Below are 20,864 nucleotides of genomic sequence, written 5' to 3' on the forward strand. Positions count from 1 at the left end.
GGCGGCCCGGGCCAGGAGAGGCCGGCCGCCCGGCCAGCCCAGGGGGCCAGAGACAAGGCTCAGGATTTGGAGACGACGTCCTTCTCCGTCAGCATCAGGCGCCGGGCGCGGCCGCCCTGCACCAGATGCGCCGTCAGGATCTCGTTGATATCGGCCGTGGTCTCGGCCCTGTACCAGATGCCCTCGGGGTAGATGACGATGGCGGGCCCGAACTCGCAGCGGTCCAGGCAGCCCGCCTGGTTCACCCGGATGCCGGGGATGCCCAGCTCCTTGGCGCGCGCCTTCATGTAGTCCTTCAGCTTCTCGCTGCCACGCGCCGCGCAGGAGCCGCGGCGGTGCCCGTCCGGCCGCCGGTTGCAGCAGACGAAGACATGCGCCTGGAAATAGGGCGGCGGATCGGACGGTTCGTTCATCGGCATCGTTCCCTGGGCCTGCCGGTCGGGAGGAGGCCCCGCCGCCTTCCCCATGTAGTCAGGCGCGGCGGGGCAGGCCAGGGCCCGGGGCCACGCTCCGCAGCCGGCCCTTGACGCTGCCGCCAGCCCGTGTCGAATCGTATCCGCATGCCGCAGCTCTCACTCCTCTCCCCCCTCGGCGCGCTCACCCTGTCCGAGGAGGATGGGACCATTGTCGCGCTCGACTGGGGCCGTGGCCGGGACCAGACGGAAACCCCTCTGCTCCTCGCCGCGCGCGACCAGCTCCAGGACTATTTCGATGGGCAGCGGGTGGTCTTCGACCTTCCCCTGGCCCCGCATGGCAGCGCCTTCCAGCGGAAGGTCTGGGAAGCCCTGAGAGGCATCCCCGCCGGCGAGACCCGCAGCTATGCCGCGCTCGCCGCCAGCATCGGCTCGGTGGCGCGGGCGGTCGGGCAGGCCAACGGCGCCAATCCCATCCCCATCATCATTCCCTGCCACCGCGTGGTCGGGGCCAATGGTGCGCTGGGCGGCTATTCCGGGGGCGAAGGATCCGCCACCAAGCGCTATCTCCTGGACCTCGAACGACGCAGCCTCCGCCAGCAAGGAACCCTCCTATGAACCATGCCATCCGCATCCACGAACATGGCGGCCCCGAGAAGATGGTGTGGGAGGAAGTGCCGGTTCCCGCGCCGAAGCCCGACGAGGTGCTGGTCCGCCACGGCGCCGTGGGGCTGAACTACATCGACGTCTATTTCCGCACCGGCCTCTACAAGCTCCCTTCCCTGCCCGCGACGCTGGGCATGGAGGCGGCCGGCGTGGTGGAGGCGGTGGGCAGCGAGGTTTCCGATCTCGTGGTGGGGGACCGCGTGGCCTATGCCATGGCGCCCATCGGCGCCTATTGCCAGGCCCGCACCATCAAGGCCGACCGGCTGGTGAAGCTGCCCGACGGGATCGACGACAGGACGGCCGCCGGCATGATGCTCCAGGGCATGACCGCGCAGTACCTCCTGCGCCGCACCTATCCGGTGAAGCCGGGCGAGACCATCCTGGTGCATGCCGCCGCCGGCGGTGTCGGGCTGATCATGTGCCAGTGGGCCAGGCAGCTCGGCTGCACCGTCATCGGCACCGTCTCCACCCCCGAGAAGGCCGCGCTGGCCCGCGCCCATGGCGCCGAGCACGTGCTGATCCCGGGCCAGGACGACCTGCCCGCGCGGGTGAAGGAGATCACCAACGGCACCATGCTGCCGGTGGTCTATGACAGCGTCGGCAAGGACACCTTCATGGCCTCGCTGGACTGCCTCGCGCCGCTCGGCATGATGGTCTCCTACGGCAACGCCTCGGGCGCCGTGCCGCCGGTCGATATCGGCATCCTCGCCGCCAAGGGCTCGCTCTTCCTGACCCGCCCGACGCTCGCCACCTACACCGCCAAGCACGCCGACCTGGTGGCCACCGCCACCGACCTGTTCTCCGTCGTGCTGTCCGGCGCGGTCAGGATCGAGGTCAACCAGACCTATGCGCTGAAGGACGCGGCCGAGGCGCACCGGGCCCTGGAAGGGCGCAAGACCACCGGCAGCACGGTGTTCATCCCCTGAAGCGGAGCCCGGCGGCCAGCGGCCCGGCCGGCGGGGCGCGGGAAACGCCGGCTCAGCCGGGCAGGAAATAGCGGTAGCGGTAGATCTCGCGCAGCCCCAGCGCCTCGTACAGCGCCCGGGCGGGCGCGTTGGCGGCCGAGACCTGCAGCCATCCCGTGGTGCCGCCCTGGGCCCGTCCCCAGGCCGCCGCGGCCGCCAGCAGGCGGCGCGCCAGCCCCTGCCGGCGAAAGGCGGGCGCGGTCGCGATGTCGAAGAAGCCCAGCAGCCGCCCGTCGGCCGCCACCTGCCCCACCGCCGCCGCCTGCCCCTCCACCCGCAGCACCAGCCAGGCGGCGGGCACCATCATCAGCGCGGGCGCGCGCAGCTTCTCGGCGCGCCGCTGCTCCGTCTGGTACTCGGCCGTGGCGACCACCGCGAGCCATTCCTCGGTCGGCGCCGGCAGCACCTCCAGCGCGGCGTCCGGGGTGGCCCCGGGGGTGGCGAAGGCGGCCAGGGGTCCGGCCATCACCAGCGACGCGTCGGCCTCGCGGTAGCCGCGTTCCAGCAGCGCCTCCTCCAGCCCCGGCGGGTCGAGCGGGGTGGAGCGGAAGCGTGGCGCCAGGCCGAGCCGCCGGTAGTTCTCCGCGATCCGCTCCAGCCGCGCCGGAAGCCCCGCATCCTGCGCCGGGTCGAGGGAGCTGGCGGCGTTCGCCCGCCCCGTGCCGCCCAGGAAGGCGCGCAGCAGGAACGGCCCGTCAAAGGCTGTCCGAAGGGCCGGCACCGCCGTGTGCGAGGCCCGCTCCAGCTCCATCACCGAAACGCCTTGCCAGGATCTGCCCTGCATCCGCTCCCCTCTCCTCCAGGAGCCCGCAGCCTAGCGCCGGGGCGAGGGCGCGCCAGCGGCAGAGCCACGCGATACCGGAAGGGCAGCCACGCGGCGGAGGAACGAAAAAGGGCCGGAGGAATGTCTTTCCCCCGGCCCCGCATCCCTCCTGCCCGGCTCCCCGCAAGCGGGGCGGGCGGAGATCAGGTGTTCATGGCGTCGAAGAAGTCCTGGTTGGTCTTGCTGTACTTCAGCTTGTCCAGCAGGAACTCCATCGCGTCCTGGGTGCCCATGGGGTTCAGGATGCGCCGCAGCACCCACATCTTGGTGAGCGTCGCGCGGTCGATCAGCACCTCCTCCTTGCGCGTGCCGGACTTGGTGATGTCGATCGCCGGGAAGATGCGCTTGTCGGACAGCTTGCGGTCGAGGATCAGCTCCGAATTGCCGGTGCCCTTGAACTCCTCGAAGATCACCTCGTCCATGCGGCTGCCGGTGTCGATCAGGGCGGTCGCGATGATCGTCAGCGAGCCCCCTTCCTCGATGTTGCGCGCGGCGCCGAAGAAGCGCTTCGGCCGCTGCAGCGCGTTGGCGTCCACGCCGCCGGTCAGCACCTTGCCCGAGGAGGGCACGACCGAGTTGTAGGCGCGGCCCAGGCGGGTGATGGAGTCGAGCAGGATCACCACGTCGCGCTTGTGCTCGACCAGCCGCTTGGCCTTCTCCAGCACCATCTCGGTCACCTGCACGTGGCGGGTGGCCGGCTCGTCGAAGGTGGAGGCCACCACCTCGCCGCGCACGGTGCGGGCCATGTCGGTCACTTCCTCGGGGCGCTCGTCGATCAGCAGCACCAGCAGGAAGACGTCGGGGTGGTTGGCGCTGATGCTGCGGGCGATGTTCTGCAGCATCACGGTCTTGCCGGTGCGCGGCGGCGCCACCACCAGGGCGCGCTGGCCCATGCCGATCGGCGCCACGAGGTCGATGACGCGGGGGGTGTAGTCCTTCTGCATCCCCTTCGCGACGCTCTCGAACTCCGGGTTCTCCATCTTCAGCCGGCGCGTCGGATAGAGGGGGGTGAGGTTGTCGAAGTTGATGCGGTGCCGCAGCGCCTCGGGCGGCTCGAAATTGACGGTGTTGACCTTCAGCAGGGCGAAGTAGCGCTCCCCGTCCTTGGGCGCCCGGATCTGCCCTTCCACCGTGTCGCCCGTGCGCAGGCCGAAGCGGCGGACCTGGGCGGGGGAGACATAGATGTCGTCCGGACCGGGGAGATAGTTGGACTGGGGGCTGCGCAGGAAGCCGAAGCCGTCCGGCAGGATCTCCAGCGTGCCGTCGCCATGGATCGCCTGATCATTCTCCGCCAGCTGCTTCAGGATCGCGAACATCATGTCCTGCTTGCGCAGGATGGATGCGTTCTCGATCTGCAGCGACTCGGCGAAAGCGAGCAGGTCGGCGGGGCTCTTGGCCTTGAGTTCAGAAAGATGCATGGGTCGGACGCATTCCGTTCCGGCGGGAGCAGTCGGGACATCTGCGGGGGGCGGGCAACGCGGCCTGCCTGCGAGCCGTGACCGCATGAAGGCGGCCGGCCATGTCCCGGATAAGGAGGAGGGAGTCTCGGCGCCAGAGCAGGCGTGAACCCTGCGCTTGGCGCCATCGACGAGAAGCGCCGCGAGGCTAAGTTCGCCCACCCGGTTCCGTCAACGGCAAAAGTAGACAGGCCGGGGCGTTTTTCAAGGCTTTTCCGCCGTTTTTCGACACGGCCCCGGCGGTCGTGACATGCCGTTCAGAATGGCTTCACGATCACCATGACGACGATCAGCACCAGCAGCACCGTCGGCACCTCGTTCACCGCCCGCCAGTAGCGCTCTGTGCGGCGCCTGCCATCGGCGGCGAACTCCTTGCGGGCGGCGCTCAGGTGGTGGTGGAACCAGGTCATCCCCAGCAGCCCGGCCAGCTTGCCGTGCCACCAGCCGGCCGACCAGTCCACCACGCCGGGCGTCAGCACCAGGGTGGTGCCGAAGATCCAGGCCGAGATCATCGCCGGGTTCATGATGCCGCGCAGCAGGCGGCGCTCCATCACCTTGAACAGCTCGCTCTGCGCCGAGCCCGGCTCGGCCGGCGTGTGGTAGACATAGAGGCGCGGCAGGTAGAACAGCCCCGCCATCCAGGCGAAGACCGAGAGCAGGTGCAGCGACTTGGTCCAGGGATACCAGCCGGCCAGGAAGCCCAGATCCATCACGCCACCTCCAGCGGCTCCAGCCCCAGGAGGCCGGGCAGCTCCGCCATGGCGCGGAAGGGCTCGGCGCCCTCGGCGCGCAGCAGGGCCTCCGGCATGTCCCACACCAGCGCCAGCACGCGGCAGCCCGCGGCGCGGCCGGCGCGGATGCCGGGCAGGCTGTCCTCCACCACCACGCAATCCTCCGGCGCGGCGCCGCAGGCCCGCGCGGCGGCGCGGTAGATGTCGGGATGGGGCTTCGGCCGGTCCACATCCTCGAAGGAGAAGACCCGCCCCCCGAAGGCGCTGTCCAGCCCCAGCCGCCCGAGCTTGGCCGCCAGCTCGGCGCGCGAGGAGTTGGAGGCGCAGGCCAGCGTCACGCCCGCCTCCGCCAGCGCCGCCACCGTGGCCAGCGCGCCGGGCACCGGCACCACGTCGCGCGCCATGCGCTCGGTCAGGCGGCGGGACATCCGCGCCGGCCAGTCATCCGGCAGCCGGCCGACGCGCTGCTCGATGAGCGGCATCATGTCCGGCACGGCGCGGCCCAGGAAGATGTGCTGGCATGCCTCGGGCGCCACCGGCCAGCCGAGCTCCGTCAGCTCCTCCGAGACGACCAGGGCGGCCAGCGCCTCGCTGTCGGCCAGCACGCCGTCGCAGTCGAACAGGATGGCGGCGGGCCGGGCCGGGGAAAGGGAGGCGCGCATCACGCCGCCTCGCGGGCGCGGGCATGCGGGCAGTCGCGGTGCGCCTTGGGGCATTGCCGGGCGCCGGCGAAGGAGCAGAGCGCGCGGTTGCCGCCGCGCACGCGGCGCACCAGCCCGGCCAGCGCGCCGATGAAGCCGGCGTCGCTGTTCTGCGCCGGCACGCGGAAATAGCCGGGCAGGTGCAGCTTGTGGGCCAGCTCCCTGTATTCCACGTCCAGCTCCACCAGCGTCTCGGAATGCTCGGACACGAAGGCGATGGGGCTGACCAGCACCGCCACCTTGTCCTTCGCCGCCTGCTCCAGCGCCTCCTCCAGCGAGGGTCCGATCCATTTCTGCGGCGTCACGCGGGACTGGTAGCAGATGCCATGGTCCAGCCCGGCGATGCCGAGCCGGTCCACCACCGCCTCCACCGTGCGCTCCACCTGCCACTGATAGGGATCGCCCCGCTTGACGATGCTTTCCGGCAGGCCGTGCGCCGAGAACAGCAGGCGCAGCGCCACGCCGGCCGGCAGCTCGGCGCGGGCGGCGTCATGGGCGGCGCGCACCATGGCGGCGGTGGAGCGGGCGAAATCCTCGTCCGAGTGGAAGCAGCACAGCGCCTTGGTCGGCAGCTCCAGCCCCACCCGCGCACAGGCCGCCTTCCAGTCCTCCATGGAGGAGCCGGTGGTGGTGGTGGAGAATTGCGGGTAGAGCGGCAGCAGCACCGCCTCGTCCGCGCCCCACGCCTTCACCGCGCGCGCCGCCTCCTCCGCGAAGGGGTGCCAGTAGCGCATGGCGGTGAAGCAGCGCGCCTCCATCTCGGGCGCCAGCGCCGCCGCCAGCGCCCTGCCCTGCTCCTGCGTCAGCTCCAGCAGCGGGGACTTGCCGCCGAGGATGGCGTAGTTCTCGCTGGCCGCCTTGGTGCGGCGCGCGGCGATGAACTTCCCCAGCCAGGGCCGGATGAAGCCCGGCACCCGCAGGATGGCGGGGTCGGTGAACAGGTTCTCGAGGAAGGGCCGGACCGCCTCCGGCGCGTCGGGCCCGCCGAGGTTGAACAGGATGATGGCGACGCGGAGGCGGTGGGATGCGGACATGGTTCCGGAGATGCCACGGACGGGGCTTTGGTCAAGAGGCAGCCGGTGGCGGCGCGGCGGAATCCGCGCCCGCCGCCCAGCCATGTCGCAACCATTCCTTGTTCCGGCCGCGCGGCTTCCCTAGGTGGAGGCCTGAAATGGCCTTGCAGGCGCTGACATGACTGAAAAGAATGATCCCGTGATGAACGACCAGACCCCGCCCGCGGAAACGCCGGCCGACGCCACCGCCGCCGACCAGCAGCAGACCCCCGTCCAGCCCGCCGACGCCATGGCGCGCATCGCCGAGCTGGAGGCGGAGATCGCCCAGCTGAAGGACCGCTGGCTGCGCTCCGAGGCGGAGATGCAGAACCTGCGCGCCCGCACCAAGCGCGAGGTGGAGGATGCGCGGGCCTATGCCGTGCAGAAATTCGCCCGCGACGTGGTGGAGGCGGCCGACAACCTGCGCCGCGGCCTCGAGGCCCTGCCTGCCCAGCAGGAGGGCGAGGCCGAGCTGCTGGCCAAGCTGCGCGGCGGCTTCGAGGGGGTGGAGCGCGCCTTCCTTTCCATCCTGGAGCGGAACGGCGTGGCGCGGCACGATGCCGCCGGCAAGCCCTTCGACCCCGAGCTGCACCAGGCGATGGCGCAGCAGCCGCCGCCCGAGGGTGTTGCCGCCGGCACGGTGATCCAGGCCTGGACCCCGGCCTGGACGCTGAACGGCCGCCTGCTGAAGCCCGCCATGGTGGTGGTGGCCGGCGAGGGCGTTTCCGAGACCGCATGAGCGGCGCGGCGGGGCACAGGGAGCCGGAAGGGGCGCCTCCCCTCCCTGCCCCGGCCGGCATGGCGCTCCGGCCCGTCGGGCCGGCCGACCACCCCGCCCTGCTGGCCCTGAACAACCGCCACGCCGAGGCGGTGAACGCGCTCGATGCCGCGGACTTCGCCGCGCGATGCGCCGGTGCGCTGCTGGCGCTCGCCGCCTGGGAGGGGGGCCGCCCGCTCGGCTTCCTGCTGGCCTTCGGCCCCTCCACGCCCGAGCACGGCCCCAACCACCGCTGGATGCGCCTCCGCCACCCCGAGGCCGCCTATATCGACCGCATCGTGGTGGAGGCGGCGGCGCAGGGCCGTGGCATCGGCCGCCGCCTCTATGCCGCGCTGGCGGCATCGCCGGGCGTGGCGGCGCTGGGCTGCGAGGTCAATCTCGATCCGCCCAACCCGGCCAGCATGGCCTTCCACCTCCGGCTGGGCTTCCGCCCCGCCGGCCAGGCCACCGACCCGCGCAACGGCAAGCGGGTGGAGTATCTCCTCTGCTCCGCTGCACGTTTTTTGCGCAACCAGGACAAGTCGCCCTTGTCCGGGGCGGCGCGGCTCAATACATCGCAGTCACAACCGCCTGGCTTCTCTTCCCCGCCGGGCGGTCACCCCTAACACCCGCCTGATGAGAACAGGGGATGGGCGCGGCGCCAGAGACAGGGCCGCCCTCATCCGCCGCAAAGGAGAACTCGGATGAGCAAAGTCATCGGCATCGACCTCGGCACCACGAACAGCTGCGTCGCCATCATGGAAGGCGGCGACGTGAAGGTGCTGGAGAATTCCGAGGGCGCGCGCACGACCCCCTCCATGGTCGCCTTCGCCAAGAACGGCGAGCGCCTGGTGGGCCAGGCCGCGAAGCGCCAGGCGGTGACCAACCCGACCGACACGCTGTTCGCCGTGAAGCGCCTGATCGGCCGCCGCTTCGACGACAAGATGGTCCAGAAGGAAGCGGGCCTCGCCCCCTTCAAGATCATCCGCGCCGACAATGGCGATGCCTGGGTCGAGGCGGCCGGCCAGAAGATGGCGCCGCAGCAGATCAGCGCCAACGTGCTCACCAAGATGAAGGAGACGGCCGAGGCCTATCTCGGCGAGAAGGTGACGCAGGCCGTCATCACCGTCCCCGCCTACTTCAACGACAGCCAGCGCCAGGCCACCAAGGAAGCGGGCGCCATCGCCGGCCTCGAGGTGCTGCGCATCATCAACGAGCCGACGGCCGCCGCCCTGGCCTATGGCATGGACAAGAAGGCCACCGGCACCATCGCGGTCTATGACCTCGGCGGCGGCACCTTCGACGTCTCGATCCTGGAGATCGGCGACGGCGTGTTCGAGGTGAAGTCCACCAATGGCGACACCTTCCTGGGCGGCGAGGACTTCGACCAGCGGGTGATCGACTACCTGGCCGACGAGTTCCGCAAGGAGAACGGCATTGACCTGCGCGGCGACAAGCTCGCCCTGCAGCGCCTGAAGGAAGCCGCCGAGAAGGCCAAGATCGAGCTGTCCTCGGCCAAGCAGACCGAGATCAACCTGCCCTTCATCACCGCCGACGCCACCGGGCCGAAGCACCTCGTCCTGCAGCTTTCCCGCGCCAAGCTGGAGAGCCTGGTGGACGACCTGGTGCAGCGGACGCTGGAGCCCTGCAAGCTGGCGCTGAAGGATGCCGGCCTGTCCGCCGGCGAGATCGACGAGGTGATCCTGGTCGGCGGCATGACCCGCATGCCCAAGGTCATCGAGGCGGTGAAGACCTTCTTCGGCAAGGAGCCGGCCCGCAACGTCAACCCCGACGAGGTGGTCGCCATCGGCGCCGCCATCCAGGGCGGCGTGCTGAAGGGCGAGGTGAAGGATGTCCTGCTGCTCGACGTGACGCCGCTGAGCCTCGGCATCGAGACGCTGGGCGGCGTGTTCACCCGGCTGATCGACCGCAACACGACGATCCCGACGAAGAAGAGCCAGACCTTCTCCACGGCGGACGACAACCAGACCGCGGTCACCATCAAGGTGTTCCAGGGTGAGCGCGAGATGGCGGCCGACAACAAGCTGCTCGGCAACTTCGACCTGCAGGGCATCACCCCCGCCCCGCGCGGCGTGCCGCAGATCGAGGTCTCCTTCGACATCGACGCCAACGGCATCGTGTCGGTCAGCGCCAAGGACAAGGCGACGGGCAAGGAGCAGCAGATCAAGATCCAGGCCAAGTCCGGCCTGTCGGACGCCGATATCGAGCGCATGGTGAAGGACGCCGAGGCGAATGCCGAGGCCGACAAGAAGCGGCGCGAGGCGGTCGAGGCCAAGAACCAGCTCGAGGCGCTGATCCACAGCACCGAGAAGTCGCTGAAGGAGAACGCCGAGAAGGTGCCGGAGGCCGAGAAGGGCGAGGCCGAGGCCGCGCTGTCCGCCGCCCGCACGGCGCGCGAGGGCGACGACCTCGACGCCATCAAGGCGGCGACCGAGCGCCTCGGTGCCGCCGCGATGAAGGTGGGCGAGGCCGTCTACAAGGCCGCCCCCGCCGAGGGCGCGGCGGAAGCCCAGGCCGGGGCGCAGGCGGGCGCCGAGTCCAAGCCGGGCGAGAAGGTGGTGGACGCCGAGTTCGAGGACGTCGACCCGAACAAGAAGAAGCCCAGCTGAGGCGCCACGCGCTGAACTGAATATCGGGCGCCCGGCTCCGGCGACGGGGTCGGGCGCATCGTCGTTCCGGAGCTTGGGGGACAGGCCGCACCATGGCCAAGAAGGACTATTACGAGACCCTGGGCGTGGCCCGGGGGGCGAGCGAGGATGAGCTGAAGAAGGCTTACCGCAAGCTCGCCATGAAGTATCACCCGGACCGCAACCCGGGCGACAAGGCGGCCGAGACCTCCTTCAAGGAGGTGAACGAGGCCTATGACGTGCTGAAGGACGCCGAGAAGCGCGCCGCCTATGACCGCTTCGGCCATGCCGCCTTCGAGGGTGGCGGGGGCGGCGGGCCGGGCGCGGGCGGCTTCGGCGGCAATCCGTTCGGCGGCGGCGGCTTCGAGGACATCTTCGCCGAGATGTTCGGCCAGTTCGGCGGCGGCGCCGGGCGGCGCGGCGGCGGGGCGGCCACCGGCCGGGGCGCGGACCTGCGCCACGCGGTGGAGATCTCGCTGGAGGAGGCCTTCGCCGGCAGCCGCAAGACCATCCGCGTGCCCACCAGCGTGCAGTGCGATGCCTGCGACGGCACCGGCGCCGAGGGCAAGGCCAGCAGCGCGCAGCAGACCTGCACGACCTGCGCCGGCGCCGGCAAGGTGCGGGCGCAGCAGGGCTTCTTCCTGATCGAGCGCACCTGCCCCACCTGCGGCGGCACCGGCCGCGTCATCAAGAACCCCTGCAAGGTCTGCCAGGGCGCGGGCCGCGTGCAGCGCGAGCGCACGCTCAACGTCACCATCCCGGCCGGGGTGGAGGACGGCACGCGCATCCGCCTCTCGGGCGAGGGCGAGGCCGGGCTGCGCGGCGCGCCGGCGGGCGACCTCTACGTGGACATCTCGGTGCGGCCCCATGCGCTGTTCCAGCGCGACGGCGCCAACATCTATGTCCGCGTGCCGCTGCGCATGACGCAGGCCGCGCTGGGCGGGGCGGTCGAGGTGCCCACCATCGATGGCGGGCGCTCGCGCGTCACCATCCCCGCCGGCACCCAGACGGGCGACCAGTTCCGCCTGCGCGGCAAGGGCTTCTCCGTGCTGCGCTCGGCGGCGCGGGGCGACATGTATGTACAGGTGGCCGTGGAAACCCCGCAGAACCTCACTGCCCGCCAGCGCGAGCTGCTGGAGCAGTTCGAGGGCGAGGTCGGGCAGAACGGCAATTCGTCGCCCGAGAGCGAGGGCTTCTTCGCCAAGGTGAAGGATTTCTGGGACGGGCTGGGCCGCTAGCAACACGCCACCGGCCGGGGGGAGGCGCGGCCTCCCCTGCTTTCCCATCCACCGCCGGGGTGGCAGGGTGGCGCCCGCCACCGCCTCTTGTTTCACGGGAAACAGCATGACGCTCCGCATCGGCATCGCCGGCATCTCCGGCCGCATGGGCAGGCTCCTTTCCGAGGAAGTGGCGGCGGCGGGCGCCACACTGGCGGGCGGCACCGGCCGCAATGACGACGCCGAGGCGCTTTTCGCCGGCAGCGACGCGGTGATCGACTTCACCAACGCCGCCACGGCGGAAGCGCATGCGGCGCTGGCCGCGCGGCACGGCAGGCCGCTCATCCTGGGCTCCTCCGGCCTTTCGTCCACGCAGGAGGCGGCGGTGGCCGAGGCCGCGCGCAGCGTGCCGGTGGTCTATGCCGCTAACTTCTCGCCGGGCGTCGCGCTGCTCTTCGCCATGGCCGAGCGCATGGCCGCCGTCCTGCCGCCCGAGCAGTACGATGCCGAGATCGTCGAGATGCACCACCGGCAGAAGGTGGACGCCCCCTCCGGCACCGCCATCGGCCTTGGCCGCGCCGTGGCGCGCGGGCGCGGCAGGACGCTGGAGGAGGTCGGCATGGAAAGCGGGCGGGACGGCCACACCGGCCCCCGCGCCACCGGCCCGATCGGCTTCGCGGCGCTGCGCGGCGGGCAGGTGGTGGGCGAGCACACCCTGCTCTTCGCCGCCGGCAGCGAGCACATCGCCCTCACCCACCGCTCCTTCGACCGGCGCGTCTATGCCACCGGGGCGGTGCGGGCGGCGCTGTGGGCGGCGAAGCAGCCGCCCGGGCTCTACGACATGAAGCATGTGCTGGGGATGGGCTGAGCCCGTCCCGGGGCGGCCGCGCCGCCTCCCCCCTTGTGTGGCGGGGCCGTGAAACGCGGCTCTGCCCTGCCCCTTCCTCCCTTGACCCCCCGTGCGGCGCTTGCGAAACAGCCCGGCCGCGATTCCGCGGGGGATAGCCAGGCCGGGGCGAGCCGGTCGCCATCGCGACAAGAGGACGATAAGGCCATGCGCGACAAGGGCGAATATCTGTTCACCTCGGAGTCCGTCTCCGAAGGCCACCCCGACAAGGTTGCCGACCGCATCAGCGACACGGTGCTGGACGCCTTCCTGGAAGCCGACCCGTATGCCCGCGTGGCCTGCGAGACGCTGGTCACCACCAACCGCATCATCCTGGCCGGCGAGACGCGCGGCCCGGCGAGCGTGACGCCCGAGCTGCTGATGCACCTCGCGCGCATGGCCGTGCACGACATCGGCTACGACCAGGAGGGCTTCTCCTGGAAGAACGCCGAGGTGGCCTGCCACCTGCACGCGCAGTCCGCGCACATCGCCCAGGGCGTCGACGCCGCCGGCGAGAAGGACGAGGGCGCGGGCGACCAGGGCATCATGTTCGGCTATGCCTGCACCGAGACGCCGGACCTGATGCCGGCGCCGCTCTACTATGCCCACCTGATCCTGCGCCGCATCGCCGAGCGCCGCCGCACCAACGACAAGTCGGTGGCCGGCCTGCTGCCTGACGCCAAGAGCCAGGTCACGCTGCGCTACGTCGATGGCAAGCCGGTGGGCGTCGCCTCCGTCGTCGTCTCCACCCAGCATGAGGAGGGGATGACGCAGGAGCAGGTGCGCGAGCTGGTGCGGCCGATCGTCGAGACCAGCCTCCCCGCCGGCTGGAGCGTGCCGGAGGAGGAGTTCTACGTGAACCCGACCGGCACCTTCGTCATCGGTGGCCCGGACGGCGATTGCGGCCTGACGGGGCGCAAGATCATCGTCGATACCTATGGCGGCGCGGCGCCCCATGGCGGCGGCGCCTTCTCCGGCAAGGACCCGACCAAGGTGGACCGCTCGGCCGCCTATGCCTGCCGCTACTTGGCCAAGAACGTGGTGGCCGCGGGCCTGGCCGAGCGCTGCACCATCCAGGTCTCCTACGCGATCGGCGTCTCCAAGCCGCTCTCGGTGTATTTCGACCTGCACGGCACGGGGCGCGACATCGACGAGGTGAAGCTGGCCAAGGTCGTCAACGAGATGGTCAACCTCTCGCCGCGCGGCATCCGCGAGCACCTGCACCTGAACCGCGCCATCTACGCGCCGACCTCGGCCTATGGCCATTTCGGCCGCACGCCGGACCTGGAGAAGGGCACCTTCACCTGGGAAAAGACGGATCTGGCGGCCGAGCTGAAGCGCGCCTTCGGCCGCTGAGCCGCGGGCCATGGGAGGGGGCACGCCCCCTCCCCCTTTTCCCTGCCCTTGCCAGGCGGGGCGTTCCGGGAATGTTTTCCCCCGAATCCACACGGTTTTCCCCAGCATGAGCGAAGCGCCGCCCCCTGTCCCCGACCGGCTCTATGGCCGCCGCCGTGGCCATCCGCTGCGGCAGCGGCAGCAGCGGCTGCTGGACGTCACGCTGCCCCGCCTCGCCTTCGATCCCGCCGACCCGCTGGCCGCCTTTCCCGCGCGCCCGCGCGAGCTCTGGCTGGAGGTCGGCTTCGGGGGGGGCGAGCACGCGCTGGAGCAGGTCGCGGCGAACCCCGGGGCGGGGCTGATCGCCTCCGAGGTGTTCGAGAACGGCATCTGCTCGCTGCTGACGCGGCTGGTGCCGGAGGGGCAGGAAGCCACCGCGCCGCTGCCGCCCAATCTCCGCCTCTGGACGGAGGATGCGCGCCGCCTGCTGCGCGCCCTGCCCGAAGGCAGCCTGTCCCGGCTGTTCCTGATGTTTCCCGATCCCTGGCCGAAGGCCCGCCACGCCAAGCGCCGCTTCGTCCATCCCAGCATCATCCCGGTGCTGGCGCGGGCGATCCGCCCGGGCGGCGAATGGCGCATCGCCACCGACGACCCCACCTATCAGGCCTGGGTGGCGGAGGTGATGGAGGCGCAGGACGCCTTCACCCGCGTCTCGCTCGACCTGGCCCGCCCCGCCGGCTGGCCTGGCACGCGCTACGAGGCCAAGGCGCTGCGGGAGGGCCGGCAACCCATGTACTGGGTGTGGCGCCGCCAGGGTTAAGCTACCCTGCGTTGCAAAGCCGCCACGGTAAGGCATCTCATTTTTGAGGATTGATTCAGGGAATTGACGTGCCCGTCACATCACGACAACGTGTGGTGGTGATGTCGCAGCCCTTTCCCGATCCCGAGCATGAAGCGGGCCGCCGTGGCGCCGAGGCGCTGGCCGCCGAGCGGGGCGGGCACCTGCCCTGGTGCGGCCCCGCGGCCGTGGCGCTGGCGAGCGGTTGCAGCTACGCCCGGGCCTGCGACCTGCTGCGCGCCGCCTCGCCCGCGCACTACCCTGCCACGGGCGAGATCGTCACCGCCTATTGGCGCGACGTGGTGGCGGCGCTGGGCATGGCCGGGGTGCGCTGCACCCCGCTCCCCCTGTCCGACCTTCCCTTCGCCGGCCGGCCCACCCTGCTGGGTCTGGCGCGGCGCGGCGGGCTGGAGCCCGGCCTCTATCTGGTGCGGGTGACGGGGCACTTCCTGCTGCTGCGTCTGCACGGCTTTGGCCTGGCGCAGCTGCACGACAACCGCCTTTCCGGCGCCGTGCTGACCGCCCGCACCCATGGCCGCTGCCGCGTGAGCCATGTGGCGCGCCTCGGCCGTGCGCTGCCGGCGCAGGGCTGACCCGCGCCGCGCCAGCCCCTGGAGATGCCGAGGGAAGCGCGGGTTTTCTTGTGTTTACCGGGGCGCCGGATTATATGAGCGGCAGAACATCTTCGCTGCACAGTCAGGGGGGTGGCCTTAACGGGCCGCCTTTTTTGTTTTTGGAAGACGATCTTCCCCAGAACGAGGGCCTCGAGGCCCGCATCGCCGCCGCCATCCAGCCCACGCTGTCGGCGATGGGGTATGAGATCGTGCGCGTGCTGATCCAGGGCAAGCAGACGCCCACCGTCCAGATCATGGCGGACCGCGCCGATGGCCGTCCCGTGGGCGTGGCCGATTGCGAGGCGATCAGCCACGCCGCCGGCGCCGTGCTGGACGTGGACGACCCCTTCACCGGCGAGTGGAACCTCGAGGTTTCCTCCCCCGGCATCGACCGCCCCCTGACCCGCACCAAGGACTGGCTGCGCTTCGCCGGCCATGTGGCGACGGCGGAGATGAGCATTCCCTTCGAGGGTCGGCGCCGCTTCCGGGGCATCATCCTGGGCGCGGACGAGGCTGTGGTGCGGCTGCGGCTGGAGGAGGGCGCCGAGGTGGCGCTGCCCCGGACCGACATCCGCCGCGCCAAGCTGGTGCTGACCGATGCGCTGATCGCTGCCACCGCGGCCGAGGCCTCCCGGTTCCAGGAGGCGGAGGACGACTCCGGCGAGGAACCCGGCCGCCCGCCCCACGCCAGGAGGAACTGAGGACCATGGCCGCAGACGTTGCCATTGCCCGCCCGGAGCTGCTGCAGGTCGCCGAGGCCGTCGCCCGCGAGAAGATGATCGAGCGGGACGAGGTGCTGGAGGCGATGGAGCAGGCCATCCAGAAGGCCGGCCGCGCCAAGTACGGGCACGAGAAGGACATCCGCGCCGTCATCGACCGCCGCTCGGGCGAGGTGAAGCTGTCCCGCTGGACCGAGATCGTCGAGGCCGAGCCGGTCGAGAACGAGGCGACGCAGATCCCGCTGCGCATCGCGCAGAAGATCCGCCCCGGCTGCGCCGTGGGCGAGTTCATCGTGGATCCCCTGCCGCCGATCGACTTCGGCCGCATCGCCGCCCAGACCGCCAAGCAGGTGATCGTGCAGCGGGTGCGCGAGGTCGAGCGCTCCAAGCAGTTCAACGAGTACAAGGACCGCGTGGGCGAGATCGTCAACGGCGTGGTCAAGCGCACCGAGTACGGCAACCTGATGGTTGATCTCGGCCGGGCGGAGGCCCTGCTGCGGCGCGACGAGACCATCCCGCGCGAGGCCTTCCGCAACGGCGACCGCGTGCGCGCCTATATCTACGACGTGCGCGAGGAGCCGCGCGGGCCGCAGATCTTCCTCAGCCGCACCCATCCGGGCTTCCTGGCCAAGCTGTTCGCGCAGGAGGTGCCGGAGATCTATGACGGCATCATCGAGATCAAGGCCGTGGCCCGCGACCCGGGCAGCCGCGCCAAGATGGCGGTGATCAGCCGCGACTCGAGCATCGACCCGGTCGGCGCCTGCGTCGGCATGCGCGGCAGCCGCGTGCAGGCGGTGGTGGCCGAGCTGCAGGGCGAGAAGATCGACATCATCCCCTGGTCGGCCGACAACCCGACCTTCGTGGTGAACGCCCTCGCCCCCGCCGAGGTCTCCAAGGTGGTGATGGACGATGACAGCAAGCGGGTTGAAGTCGTCGTGCCGGACGACCAACTCTCCCTGGCCATCGGGCGCCGCGGCCAGAATGTCCGCCTCGCCTCCCAGCTGACGCGCTGGGACATCGACATCCTCACCGAGGCCGAGGAAAGCGAGCGGCGGCAGGAGGAGTTCCGCAAGCGGACCGGCCTGTTCGTCGAGGCGCTGGACGTGGACGACGTCATCGCCGGCCTGCTGGTGACCGAGGGCTTCGGCTCCGCCGAGGAGCTGATCGAGGTGCCCGACGAGGATCTCGCCGGCATCGAGGGCTTCGACGAGAATGTCGCGGCCGAGCTGAAGCGCCGCGCCCAGGCCTTCCTGGACCGCCGCGACGAGCAGCTGGACGAGAAGCGCCGCGCGCTCGGCGTGGAGGACGCGGTGGCCGAGGCGGGTGGGTTCAGCCCCGCCATGCTGGTGACGCTGGGGGAGAAGGGCGTGAAGACGCTCGACGACCTGGCCGACCTGGCGGCCGATGAGCTGATCGAGATACTCGGCACCGAGGCGGTGGACGAGGAAACGGCGAACGCCATCATCATGGCCGCGCGCGAGCACTGGTTCGCGGCGGAGGAGAAGGGCAGCGCCGAGGAGAAGGGTGACGACCAGCAATCCTGACACCGCGCCGGCCCCCATCCCCGAGGATGTCCTCCAGGGCATCCCCGGAGAGGATGGGCCCGAGCCGGAGCTGAAAGGCCCGCTGCGCCGCTGCATCGTGACGCGGGAGAGCCTGCCCAAGGAAGCGATGATCCGCTTCGTGCTGGGGCCGGACCGGCAGGTCGTGCCCGATCTCGCCGGGCGGCTGCCCGGGCGGGGAATGTGGTTGAGCGCGCGGGCCGATGTGCTAGAACGCGGCCTGACCCGCGGCGCCTTCTCAAGGGCGGCCCGCGGGCAGGTGCAATTGCCCCCCGACCTTCGCGCCCGGATCGAGACTGGCCTCAGGGTTCGCATTCGCGACCAGGTGGGGCTCGCGCGCAGGGCCGGGCAGGCCGTGGGCGGTTTCCAGCAGGTGCGCGAATGGCTGCAGGCCGGACGGGCCGCCGTGCTGGTCGAGGCGAGTGACGGCAGCCCCGCCGAGCGGGCGAGGCTGATGGGGAGCCGGAAAGCCCCCGTGATTGATGTTCTGACGGCAAGGGAATTGGGCGCGGTGTTCGGACGGGATCATGCGGTGCACGTGGCGATAGCCCCCGGACGGATCGCCGACATGTTGGTGCAGGAGGCGGGCCGTCTGGCCGCTGTCTCCGGTATCGCGAACGGAGCGGGGACGTGAGCCCGGCAACGGCTCGCGATTGGATTGATGGCACAAGACGGATCGGGTTCAGGCGAACGAATGAGCGACCAGAATGAACAGGATGCTGCCAAGGGCCGGCTGAGCCTTCGGCCCAGCGGCCTCATGGACCGTGGGAAGACCGAGGCGGCTGGCACTGTGCGGCAGTCCTTCAGCCATGGTCGCGGCAAGACCGTGCAGGTTGAGGTGGTGAAGAAGCGCGCCGGTGGCCCGCCCGCGCCGGGCGCCAAGCCCGCCGGCGGCCCGCAGCAGGCCGGCGGCCCCCGCCCCGCGGGTGGCCCGCAGCGCGCCAGCGGCCCGGTGAGCCGTGGCGGCAGCGGCTCGGCCACCGGCCGCCCGCTGACCCAGGCCGAGCAGGCCAACCGCCTGCGCGTGCTGGAGGAGATGCGCCGCCAGGAGGCCCAGCGCCAGCGCGAGGAGCGCGAGCGCCAGGCCCTGATGGTGCGCAGCGCCGCCGAGGAGGCCGCCCGCAAGGCCGAGGAGGAGCGCCGCGCCGCCGAGGAGGCCGCGCTGCGCGCCGAGCAGGAAGCGCGCGAGAAGGTCGAGGCGGAAGCCCGCCGCAAGGTGGAGGAGGAGGCGCGCCGCAACGCGCCGCCGCCGCCCGTGGCCGCTCCCGCGGCGCGCCCGGCCGCCGCGCCGGGTGGTCCGCGCCCGATGGGCCCGCGTCCGGCCGGTGGCCCCGGCGCCGGTCCCGGTGGCGCGCCGCGCCGCCCCGGTGCGCCCGCCGCCGGCGCGGCCGCCGCGCCGGCCGGTGCCGCGCCGCGCCTGACGCTGCGTGGCCGCGAGGGCGAGGAGGAGGAGCGCCGTCCCGCCGCGCGCCGCCCCGGCATGCCCGCCATGCCGGCCAAGAAGCCGGCCGCCGCGCCCGCCAAGAAGCCTGCCGCCGGTGGCGACCGCCGCCGCGACGGCCGCATCGACGTCGCCGCCGCGATCGAGGGCGAGGACGAGCGCAGCCGCTCCATGGCCTCCGTCCGCCGTGCCCGCGAGCGCGAGCGCCGGCAGCAGGAGCTGCAGCGCCTCCGCTCGGACGGCGTGAAGGTGGTGCGCGACGTGGTGGTGCCGGAAGCCATCACGGTGCAGGAGCTCGCCAACCGCATGGCCGCCCGTGGCGGCGAGGTGGTGAAGGCGCTGTTCCGCATGGGCGTGATGGCGACGCTGACCCAGACCATCGACGCCGACACGGCGGAGCTGGTGGTCAACGAGTTCGGCCACCGCGTGCGCCGCGTCTCGGAGTCGGATGTCGAGCAGGGGCTGGAAGGCACCGTCGACACCGACGAGGCGCTGCTGCCGCGCCCGCCGGTGGTCACCATCATGGGCCATGTCGACCACGGCAAGACCAGCCTGCTGGACGCGCTGCGCAAGACCGACGTGGCGGCGCGCGAGGCGGGTGGCATCACCCAGCACATCGGCGCCTACCAGGTGACGGTGCAGGGCGGCCAGAAGGTCACCTTCATCGACACGCCGGGCCACGCCGCCTTCACCGCCATGCGCGCCCGCGGCGCCAGCGTGACGGACATGGTGGTGCTGGTGGTGGCGGCCGATGACGGCGTGATGCCGCAGACGATCGAGGCGATCCACCACGCGAAGGCGGCGAACGTGCCGCTGATCGTGGCGGTCAACAAGATCGACAAGCCGGGCGTCAACCTCGACCGCGTGCGGCAGGAGCTGCTGCAGCACGAGATCGTGGTGGAGTCCCTCGGCGGCGACACGCAGGAGATCCAGGTCTCCGCCACCAAGGCGATGAACCTCGACAAGCTGCTGGAGGCCATCCTCCTCCAGGCCGAGGTGCTGGACCTGAAGGCGAACCCGAACCGGGGCGCCGAGGGCACCGTGATCGAGAGCAAGCTCGACAAGGGCCGCGGTCCCGTCGCCACGGTGCTGGTGCAGAAGGGCACGCTGCGCCAGGGCGACATGGTGGTGGCCGGCGCCGAGTGGGGCCGCGTGCGCGCCATGCTCGACGACAAGGGCCGCCAGATGAAGGAGGCCGGCCCCTCCCTCCCGGTCGAGATCCTGGGCCTGTCCGGCGTTCCGGCGGCGGGCGAGCAGCTCTCCTTCGTCGAGGACGAGGGCCGGGCGCGCGAGATCAGCGAGTTCCGCCAGCGCAAGCTGCGGGAGAAGCAGGCCGCCGCCGCCGGCGCCGCCCGCGGCACGCTGGCCGACATGATGGCCCGCGTCGCCGCCGGCGAGCAGAAGGAAGTGGCCGTCGTCGTGAAGGCGGACGTGCAGGGCTCGGCCGAGGCGCTCGGCGTGACCCTGAACAAGCTGTCGCGCGACGAGGTGAAGGTGCGGGTGCTGCACTCGGCGGTCGGCCAGATCACCGAGAGCGACATCCAGCTCGCCAAGGCGTCCAACGCCATCGTCGTCGCCTTCAACGTCCGCGCGACCGCGCAGGCGCGGGAGCTGGCGCAGCGGGACGGCGTGGACATCCGCTACTACTCGATCATCTACGAGGTGGCGGATGACGTGGAGCAGCTGGTGCGCGGCAAGCTGGCGCCGATCCAGCGCGAGAAGTTCCTGGGCTACGCGCAGATCCTCGAGGTGTTCGAGGTCAAGCGCCTGGGCAACATCGCGGGCTGCCGCGTCACCGAGGGCGTGGTCCGCCGCGGCTGCGGCGTCCGCCTGCTGCGGGATGGCATCGTCATCCACCAGGGCGAGCTGGCGACGCTCCGGCGCTTCAAGGACGACGTCAAGGAAGTCACCAATGGCTACGAGTGCGGCATGAGCTTCGCCAACTACGACGCCATCAAGGTCGGCGACCAGATCGAGTGCTACGAGACCGAGACGGTGGCCGCCGTCTGACCGGACAGAGCCGGGGGAAGGAATTCCCC

General features: G+C 71.3%; 20 protein-coding genes. 14 read left to right on the forward strand and 6 right to left on the reverse strand.

Translation table 11 applies throughout. The annotated features are described in order from the left end of the window. Nucleotides 1-59: 59 nt before the first annotated feature. Nucleotides 60-413, reverse strand: coding sequence for a (2Fe-2S) ferredoxin domain-containing protein (locus tag CR162_RS11705; protein ID WP_099095739.1), 354 nt, complete (start codon nucleotides 411-413; stop codon nucleotides 60-62). Between the two features lie 147 nt (nucleotides 414-560). Here CR162_RS11705 and CR162_RS11710 point away from each other — a divergent pair, with 147 nt between their 5' ends. Further along, on the forward strand, nucleotides 561-1,031 hold the full coding sequence (locus CR162_RS11710; RefSeq protein WP_099095740.1) for a methylated-DNA--[protein]-cysteine S-methyltransferase: 471 nt from the start codon (nucleotides 561-563) through the stop codon (nucleotides 1,029-1,031). After that, nucleotides 1,028-2,005 carry a quinone oxidoreductase family protein gene (locus tag CR162_RS11715; RefSeq protein ID WP_099095741.1) on the forward strand — a complete coding sequence of 326 codons (978 nt, stop codon included), beginning with the start codon at nucleotides 1,028-1,030 and terminating at the stop codon, nucleotides 2,003-2,005. Before CR162_RS11710 ends, CR162_RS11715 begins: the two co-directional genes overlap by 4 nt. Nucleotides 2,006-2,057: 52 nt before the next feature. On the opposite strand, the gene CR162_RS11720 is transcribed toward CR162_RS11715, so the two are convergent. The 5 genes from CR162_RS11720 to hemH all read right to left on the reverse strand — a co-directional run bounded on the left by CR162_RS11720 (nucleotide 2,058) and on the right by hemH (nucleotide 6,790). After that, nucleotides 2,058-2,828 (reverse strand): GNAT family N-acetyltransferase, encoded by a 771-nt coding sequence (locus CR162_RS11720; protein WP_099095742.1) that lies wholly within the window; start codon nucleotides 2,826-2,828, stop codon nucleotides 2,058-2,060. A gap of 182 nt (nucleotides 2,829-3,010) precedes the next feature. Beyond that, nucleotides 3,011-4,285: a transcription termination factor Rho gene (gene rho, locus CR162_RS11725; RefSeq protein ID WP_099095743.1), complete on the reverse strand. Its 1,275-nt coding sequence runs from the start codon at nucleotides 4,283-4,285 to the stop codon at nucleotides 3,011-3,013. Between the two features lie 296 nt (nucleotides 4,286-4,581). Beyond that, nucleotides 4,582-5,034 carry a protoporphyrinogen oxidase HemJ gene (gene hemJ / locus CR162_RS11730; RefSeq protein WP_099095744.1) on the reverse strand — a complete coding sequence of 151 codons (453 nt, stop codon included), beginning with the start codon at nucleotides 5,032-5,034 and terminating at the stop codon, nucleotides 4,582-4,584. Continuing rightward, nucleotides 5,034-5,717: an HAD family hydrolase gene (locus CR162_RS11735; RefSeq protein WP_099095745.1), complete on the reverse strand. Its 684-nt coding sequence runs from the start codon at nucleotides 5,715-5,717 to the stop codon at nucleotides 5,034-5,036. Before CR162_RS11735 ends, hemJ begins: the two co-directional genes overlap by 1 nt. Then, nucleotides 5,717-6,790: a ferrochelatase gene (gene hemH, locus CR162_RS11740; protein ID WP_099095746.1), complete on the reverse strand. Its 1,074-nt coding sequence runs from the start codon at nucleotides 6,788-6,790 to the stop codon at nucleotides 5,717-5,719. The genes CR162_RS11735 and hemH overlap by 1 nt, the downstream gene beginning before the upstream one ends. Nucleotides 6,791-6,947: 157 nt before the next feature. On the opposite strand from hemH, the gene CR162_RS11745 reads away from it, so the two are divergent. The 12 genes from CR162_RS11745 to infB all read left to right on the forward strand — a co-directional run bounded on the left by CR162_RS11745 (nucleotide 6,948) and on the right by infB (nucleotide 20,835). Further along, nucleotides 6,948-7,547, forward strand: a complete 600-nt coding sequence (locus CR162_RS11745; protein WP_099095747.1) for a nucleotide exchange factor GrpE — start codon at nucleotides 6,948-6,950, stop codon at nucleotides 7,545-7,547. 59 nt (nucleotides 7,548-7,606) lie between these two features. Beyond that, nucleotides 7,607-8,191, forward strand: a complete 585-nt coding sequence (locus CR162_RS11750) for a GNAT family N-acetyltransferase (RefSeq protein WP_099095748.1) — start codon at nucleotides 7,607-7,609, stop codon at nucleotides 8,189-8,191. Between the two features lie 78 nt (nucleotides 8,192-8,269). Beyond that, a complete protein-coding gene (dnaK, locus tag CR162_RS11755; protein WP_099095749.1) occupies nucleotides 8,270-10,195 on the forward strand; it encodes a molecular chaperone DnaK in 1,926 nt (641 codons plus the stop codon). Between the two features lie 92 nt (nucleotides 10,196-10,287). Next, complete coding sequence (gene dnaJ / locus CR162_RS11760) at nucleotides 10,288-11,451, forward strand: molecular chaperone DnaJ (RefSeq protein WP_099095750.1); 1,164 nt, start codon at nucleotides 10,288-10,290, stop codon at nucleotides 11,449-11,451. A 106-nt stretch (nucleotides 11,452-11,557) separates the two neighbouring features. Next, nucleotides 11,558-12,298 (forward strand): 4-hydroxy-tetrahydrodipicolinate reductase, encoded by a 741-nt coding sequence (gene dapB / locus CR162_RS11765; protein ID WP_099095751.1) that lies wholly within the window; start codon nucleotides 11,558-11,560, stop codon nucleotides 12,296-12,298. A 186-nt stretch (nucleotides 12,299-12,484) separates the two neighbouring features. Beyond that, complete coding sequence (gene metK / locus CR162_RS11770; RefSeq protein ID WP_099095752.1) at nucleotides 12,485-13,672, forward strand: methionine adenosyltransferase; 1,188 nt, start codon at nucleotides 12,485-12,487, stop codon at nucleotides 13,670-13,672. A 106-nt stretch (nucleotides 13,673-13,778) separates the two neighbouring features. Next, on the forward strand, nucleotides 13,779-14,471 hold the full coding sequence (trmB, locus tag CR162_RS11775) for a tRNA (guanine(46)-N(7))-methyltransferase TrmB (RefSeq protein WP_099095753.1): 693 nt from the start codon (nucleotides 13,779-13,781) through the stop codon (nucleotides 14,469-14,471). Nucleotides 14,472-14,539: 68 nt separating this feature from the next. Further along, a complete protein-coding gene (locus tag CR162_RS11780) occupies nucleotides 14,540-15,082 on the forward strand; it encodes a hypothetical protein (RefSeq protein ID WP_141563139.1) in 543 nt (180 codons plus the stop codon). 134 nt (nucleotides 15,083-15,216) lie between these two features. After that, on the forward strand, nucleotides 15,217-15,804 hold the full coding sequence (gene rimP, locus CR162_RS11785) for a ribosome maturation factor RimP (RefSeq protein WP_408887456.1): 588 nt from the start codon (nucleotides 15,217-15,219) through the stop codon (nucleotides 15,802-15,804). 5 nt (nucleotides 15,805-15,809) lie between these two features. Then, nucleotides 15,810-17,366 carry a transcription termination factor NusA gene (gene nusA, locus CR162_RS11790; RefSeq protein ID WP_099095756.1) on the forward strand — a complete coding sequence of 519 codons (1,557 nt, stop codon included), beginning with the start codon at nucleotides 15,810-15,812 and terminating at the stop codon, nucleotides 17,364-17,366. Between the two features lie 40 nt (nucleotides 17,367-17,406). Beyond that, nucleotides 17,407-18,018: an RNA-binding protein gene (locus CR162_RS11795; protein WP_245870299.1), complete on the forward strand. Its 612-nt coding sequence runs from the start codon at nucleotides 17,407-17,409 to the stop codon at nucleotides 18,016-18,018. Between the two features lie 60 nt (nucleotides 18,019-18,078). After that, nucleotides 18,079-20,835, forward strand: a complete 2,757-nt coding sequence (infB, locus tag CR162_RS11800; protein WP_099095757.1) for a translation initiation factor IF-2 — start codon at nucleotides 18,079-18,081, stop codon at nucleotides 20,833-20,835. The last annotated feature ends 29 nt before the right edge of the window (nucleotides 20,836-20,864 follow it).

Source organism: Teichococcus rhizosphaerae (genome assembly GCF_002631185.1).
GTDB classification, from domain to species: domain Bacteria; phylum Pseudomonadota; class Alphaproteobacteria; order Acetobacterales; family Acetobacteraceae; genus Pseudoroseomonas; species Pseudoroseomonas rhizosphaerae.

Bases quoted from the DNA above. Each gene is read 5' to 3' on its own strand.
- CR162_RS11705 (WP_099095739.1), bottom strand. From the start codon at position 413: ATGAACGAACCGTCCGATCCGCCGCCCTATTTCCAGGCGCATGTCTTC.
- CR162_RS11710 (WP_099095740.1), top strand. From the start codon at position 561: ATGCCGCAGCTCTCACTCCTCTCCCCCCTCGGCGCGCTCACCCTGTCC.
- CR162_RS11715 (WP_099095741.1), top strand. From the start codon at position 1,028: ATGAACCATGCCATCCGCATCCACGAACATGGCGGCCCCGAGAAGATG.
- CR162_RS11720 (WP_099095742.1), bottom strand. From the start codon at position 2,828: ATGCAGGGCAGATCCTGGCAAGGCGTTTCGGTGATGGAGCTGGAGCGG.
- rho (WP_099095743.1), bottom strand. From the start codon at position 4,285: ATGCATCTTTCTGAACTCAAGGCCAAGAGCCCCGCCGACCTGCTCGCT.
- hemJ (WP_099095744.1), bottom strand. From the start codon at position 5,034: ATGGATCTGGGCTTCCTGGCCGGCTGGTATCCCTGGACCAAGTCGCTG.
- CR162_RS11735 (WP_099095745.1), bottom strand. From the start codon at position 5,717: ATGCGCGCCTCCCTTTCCCCGGCCCGGCCCGCCGCCATCCTGTTCGAC.
- hemH (WP_099095746.1), bottom strand. From the start codon at position 6,790: ATGTCCGCATCCCACCGCCTCCGCGTCGCCATCATCCTGTTCAACCTC.
- CR162_RS11745 (WP_099095747.1), top strand. From the start codon at position 6,948: ATGACTGAAAAGAATGATCCCGTGATGAACGACCAGACCCCGCCCGCG.
- CR162_RS11750 (WP_099095748.1), top strand. From the start codon at position 7,607: ATGGCGCTCCGGCCCGTCGGGCCGGCCGACCACCCCGCCCTGCTGGCC.
- dnaK (WP_099095749.1), top strand. From the start codon at position 8,270: ATGAGCAAAGTCATCGGCATCGACCTCGGCACCACGAACAGCTGCGTC.
- dnaJ (WP_099095750.1), top strand. From the start codon at position 10,288: ATGGCCAAGAAGGACTATTACGAGACCCTGGGCGTGGCCCGGGGGGCG.
- dapB (WP_099095751.1), top strand. From the start codon at position 11,558: ATGACGCTCCGCATCGGCATCGCCGGCATCTCCGGCCGCATGGGCAGG.
- metK (WP_099095752.1), top strand. From the start codon at position 12,485: ATGCGCGACAAGGGCGAATATCTGTTCACCTCGGAGTCCGTCTCCGAA.
- trmB (WP_099095753.1), top strand. From the start codon at position 13,779: ATGAGCGAAGCGCCGCCCCCTGTCCCCGACCGGCTCTATGGCCGCCGC.
- nusA (WP_099095756.1), top strand. From the start codon at position 15,810: ATGGCCGCAGACGTTGCCATTGCCCGCCCGGAGCTGCTGCAGGTCGCC.
- infB (WP_099095757.1), top strand. From the start codon at position 18,079: ATGAGCGACCAGAATGAACAGGATGCTGCCAAGGGCCGGCTGAGCCTT.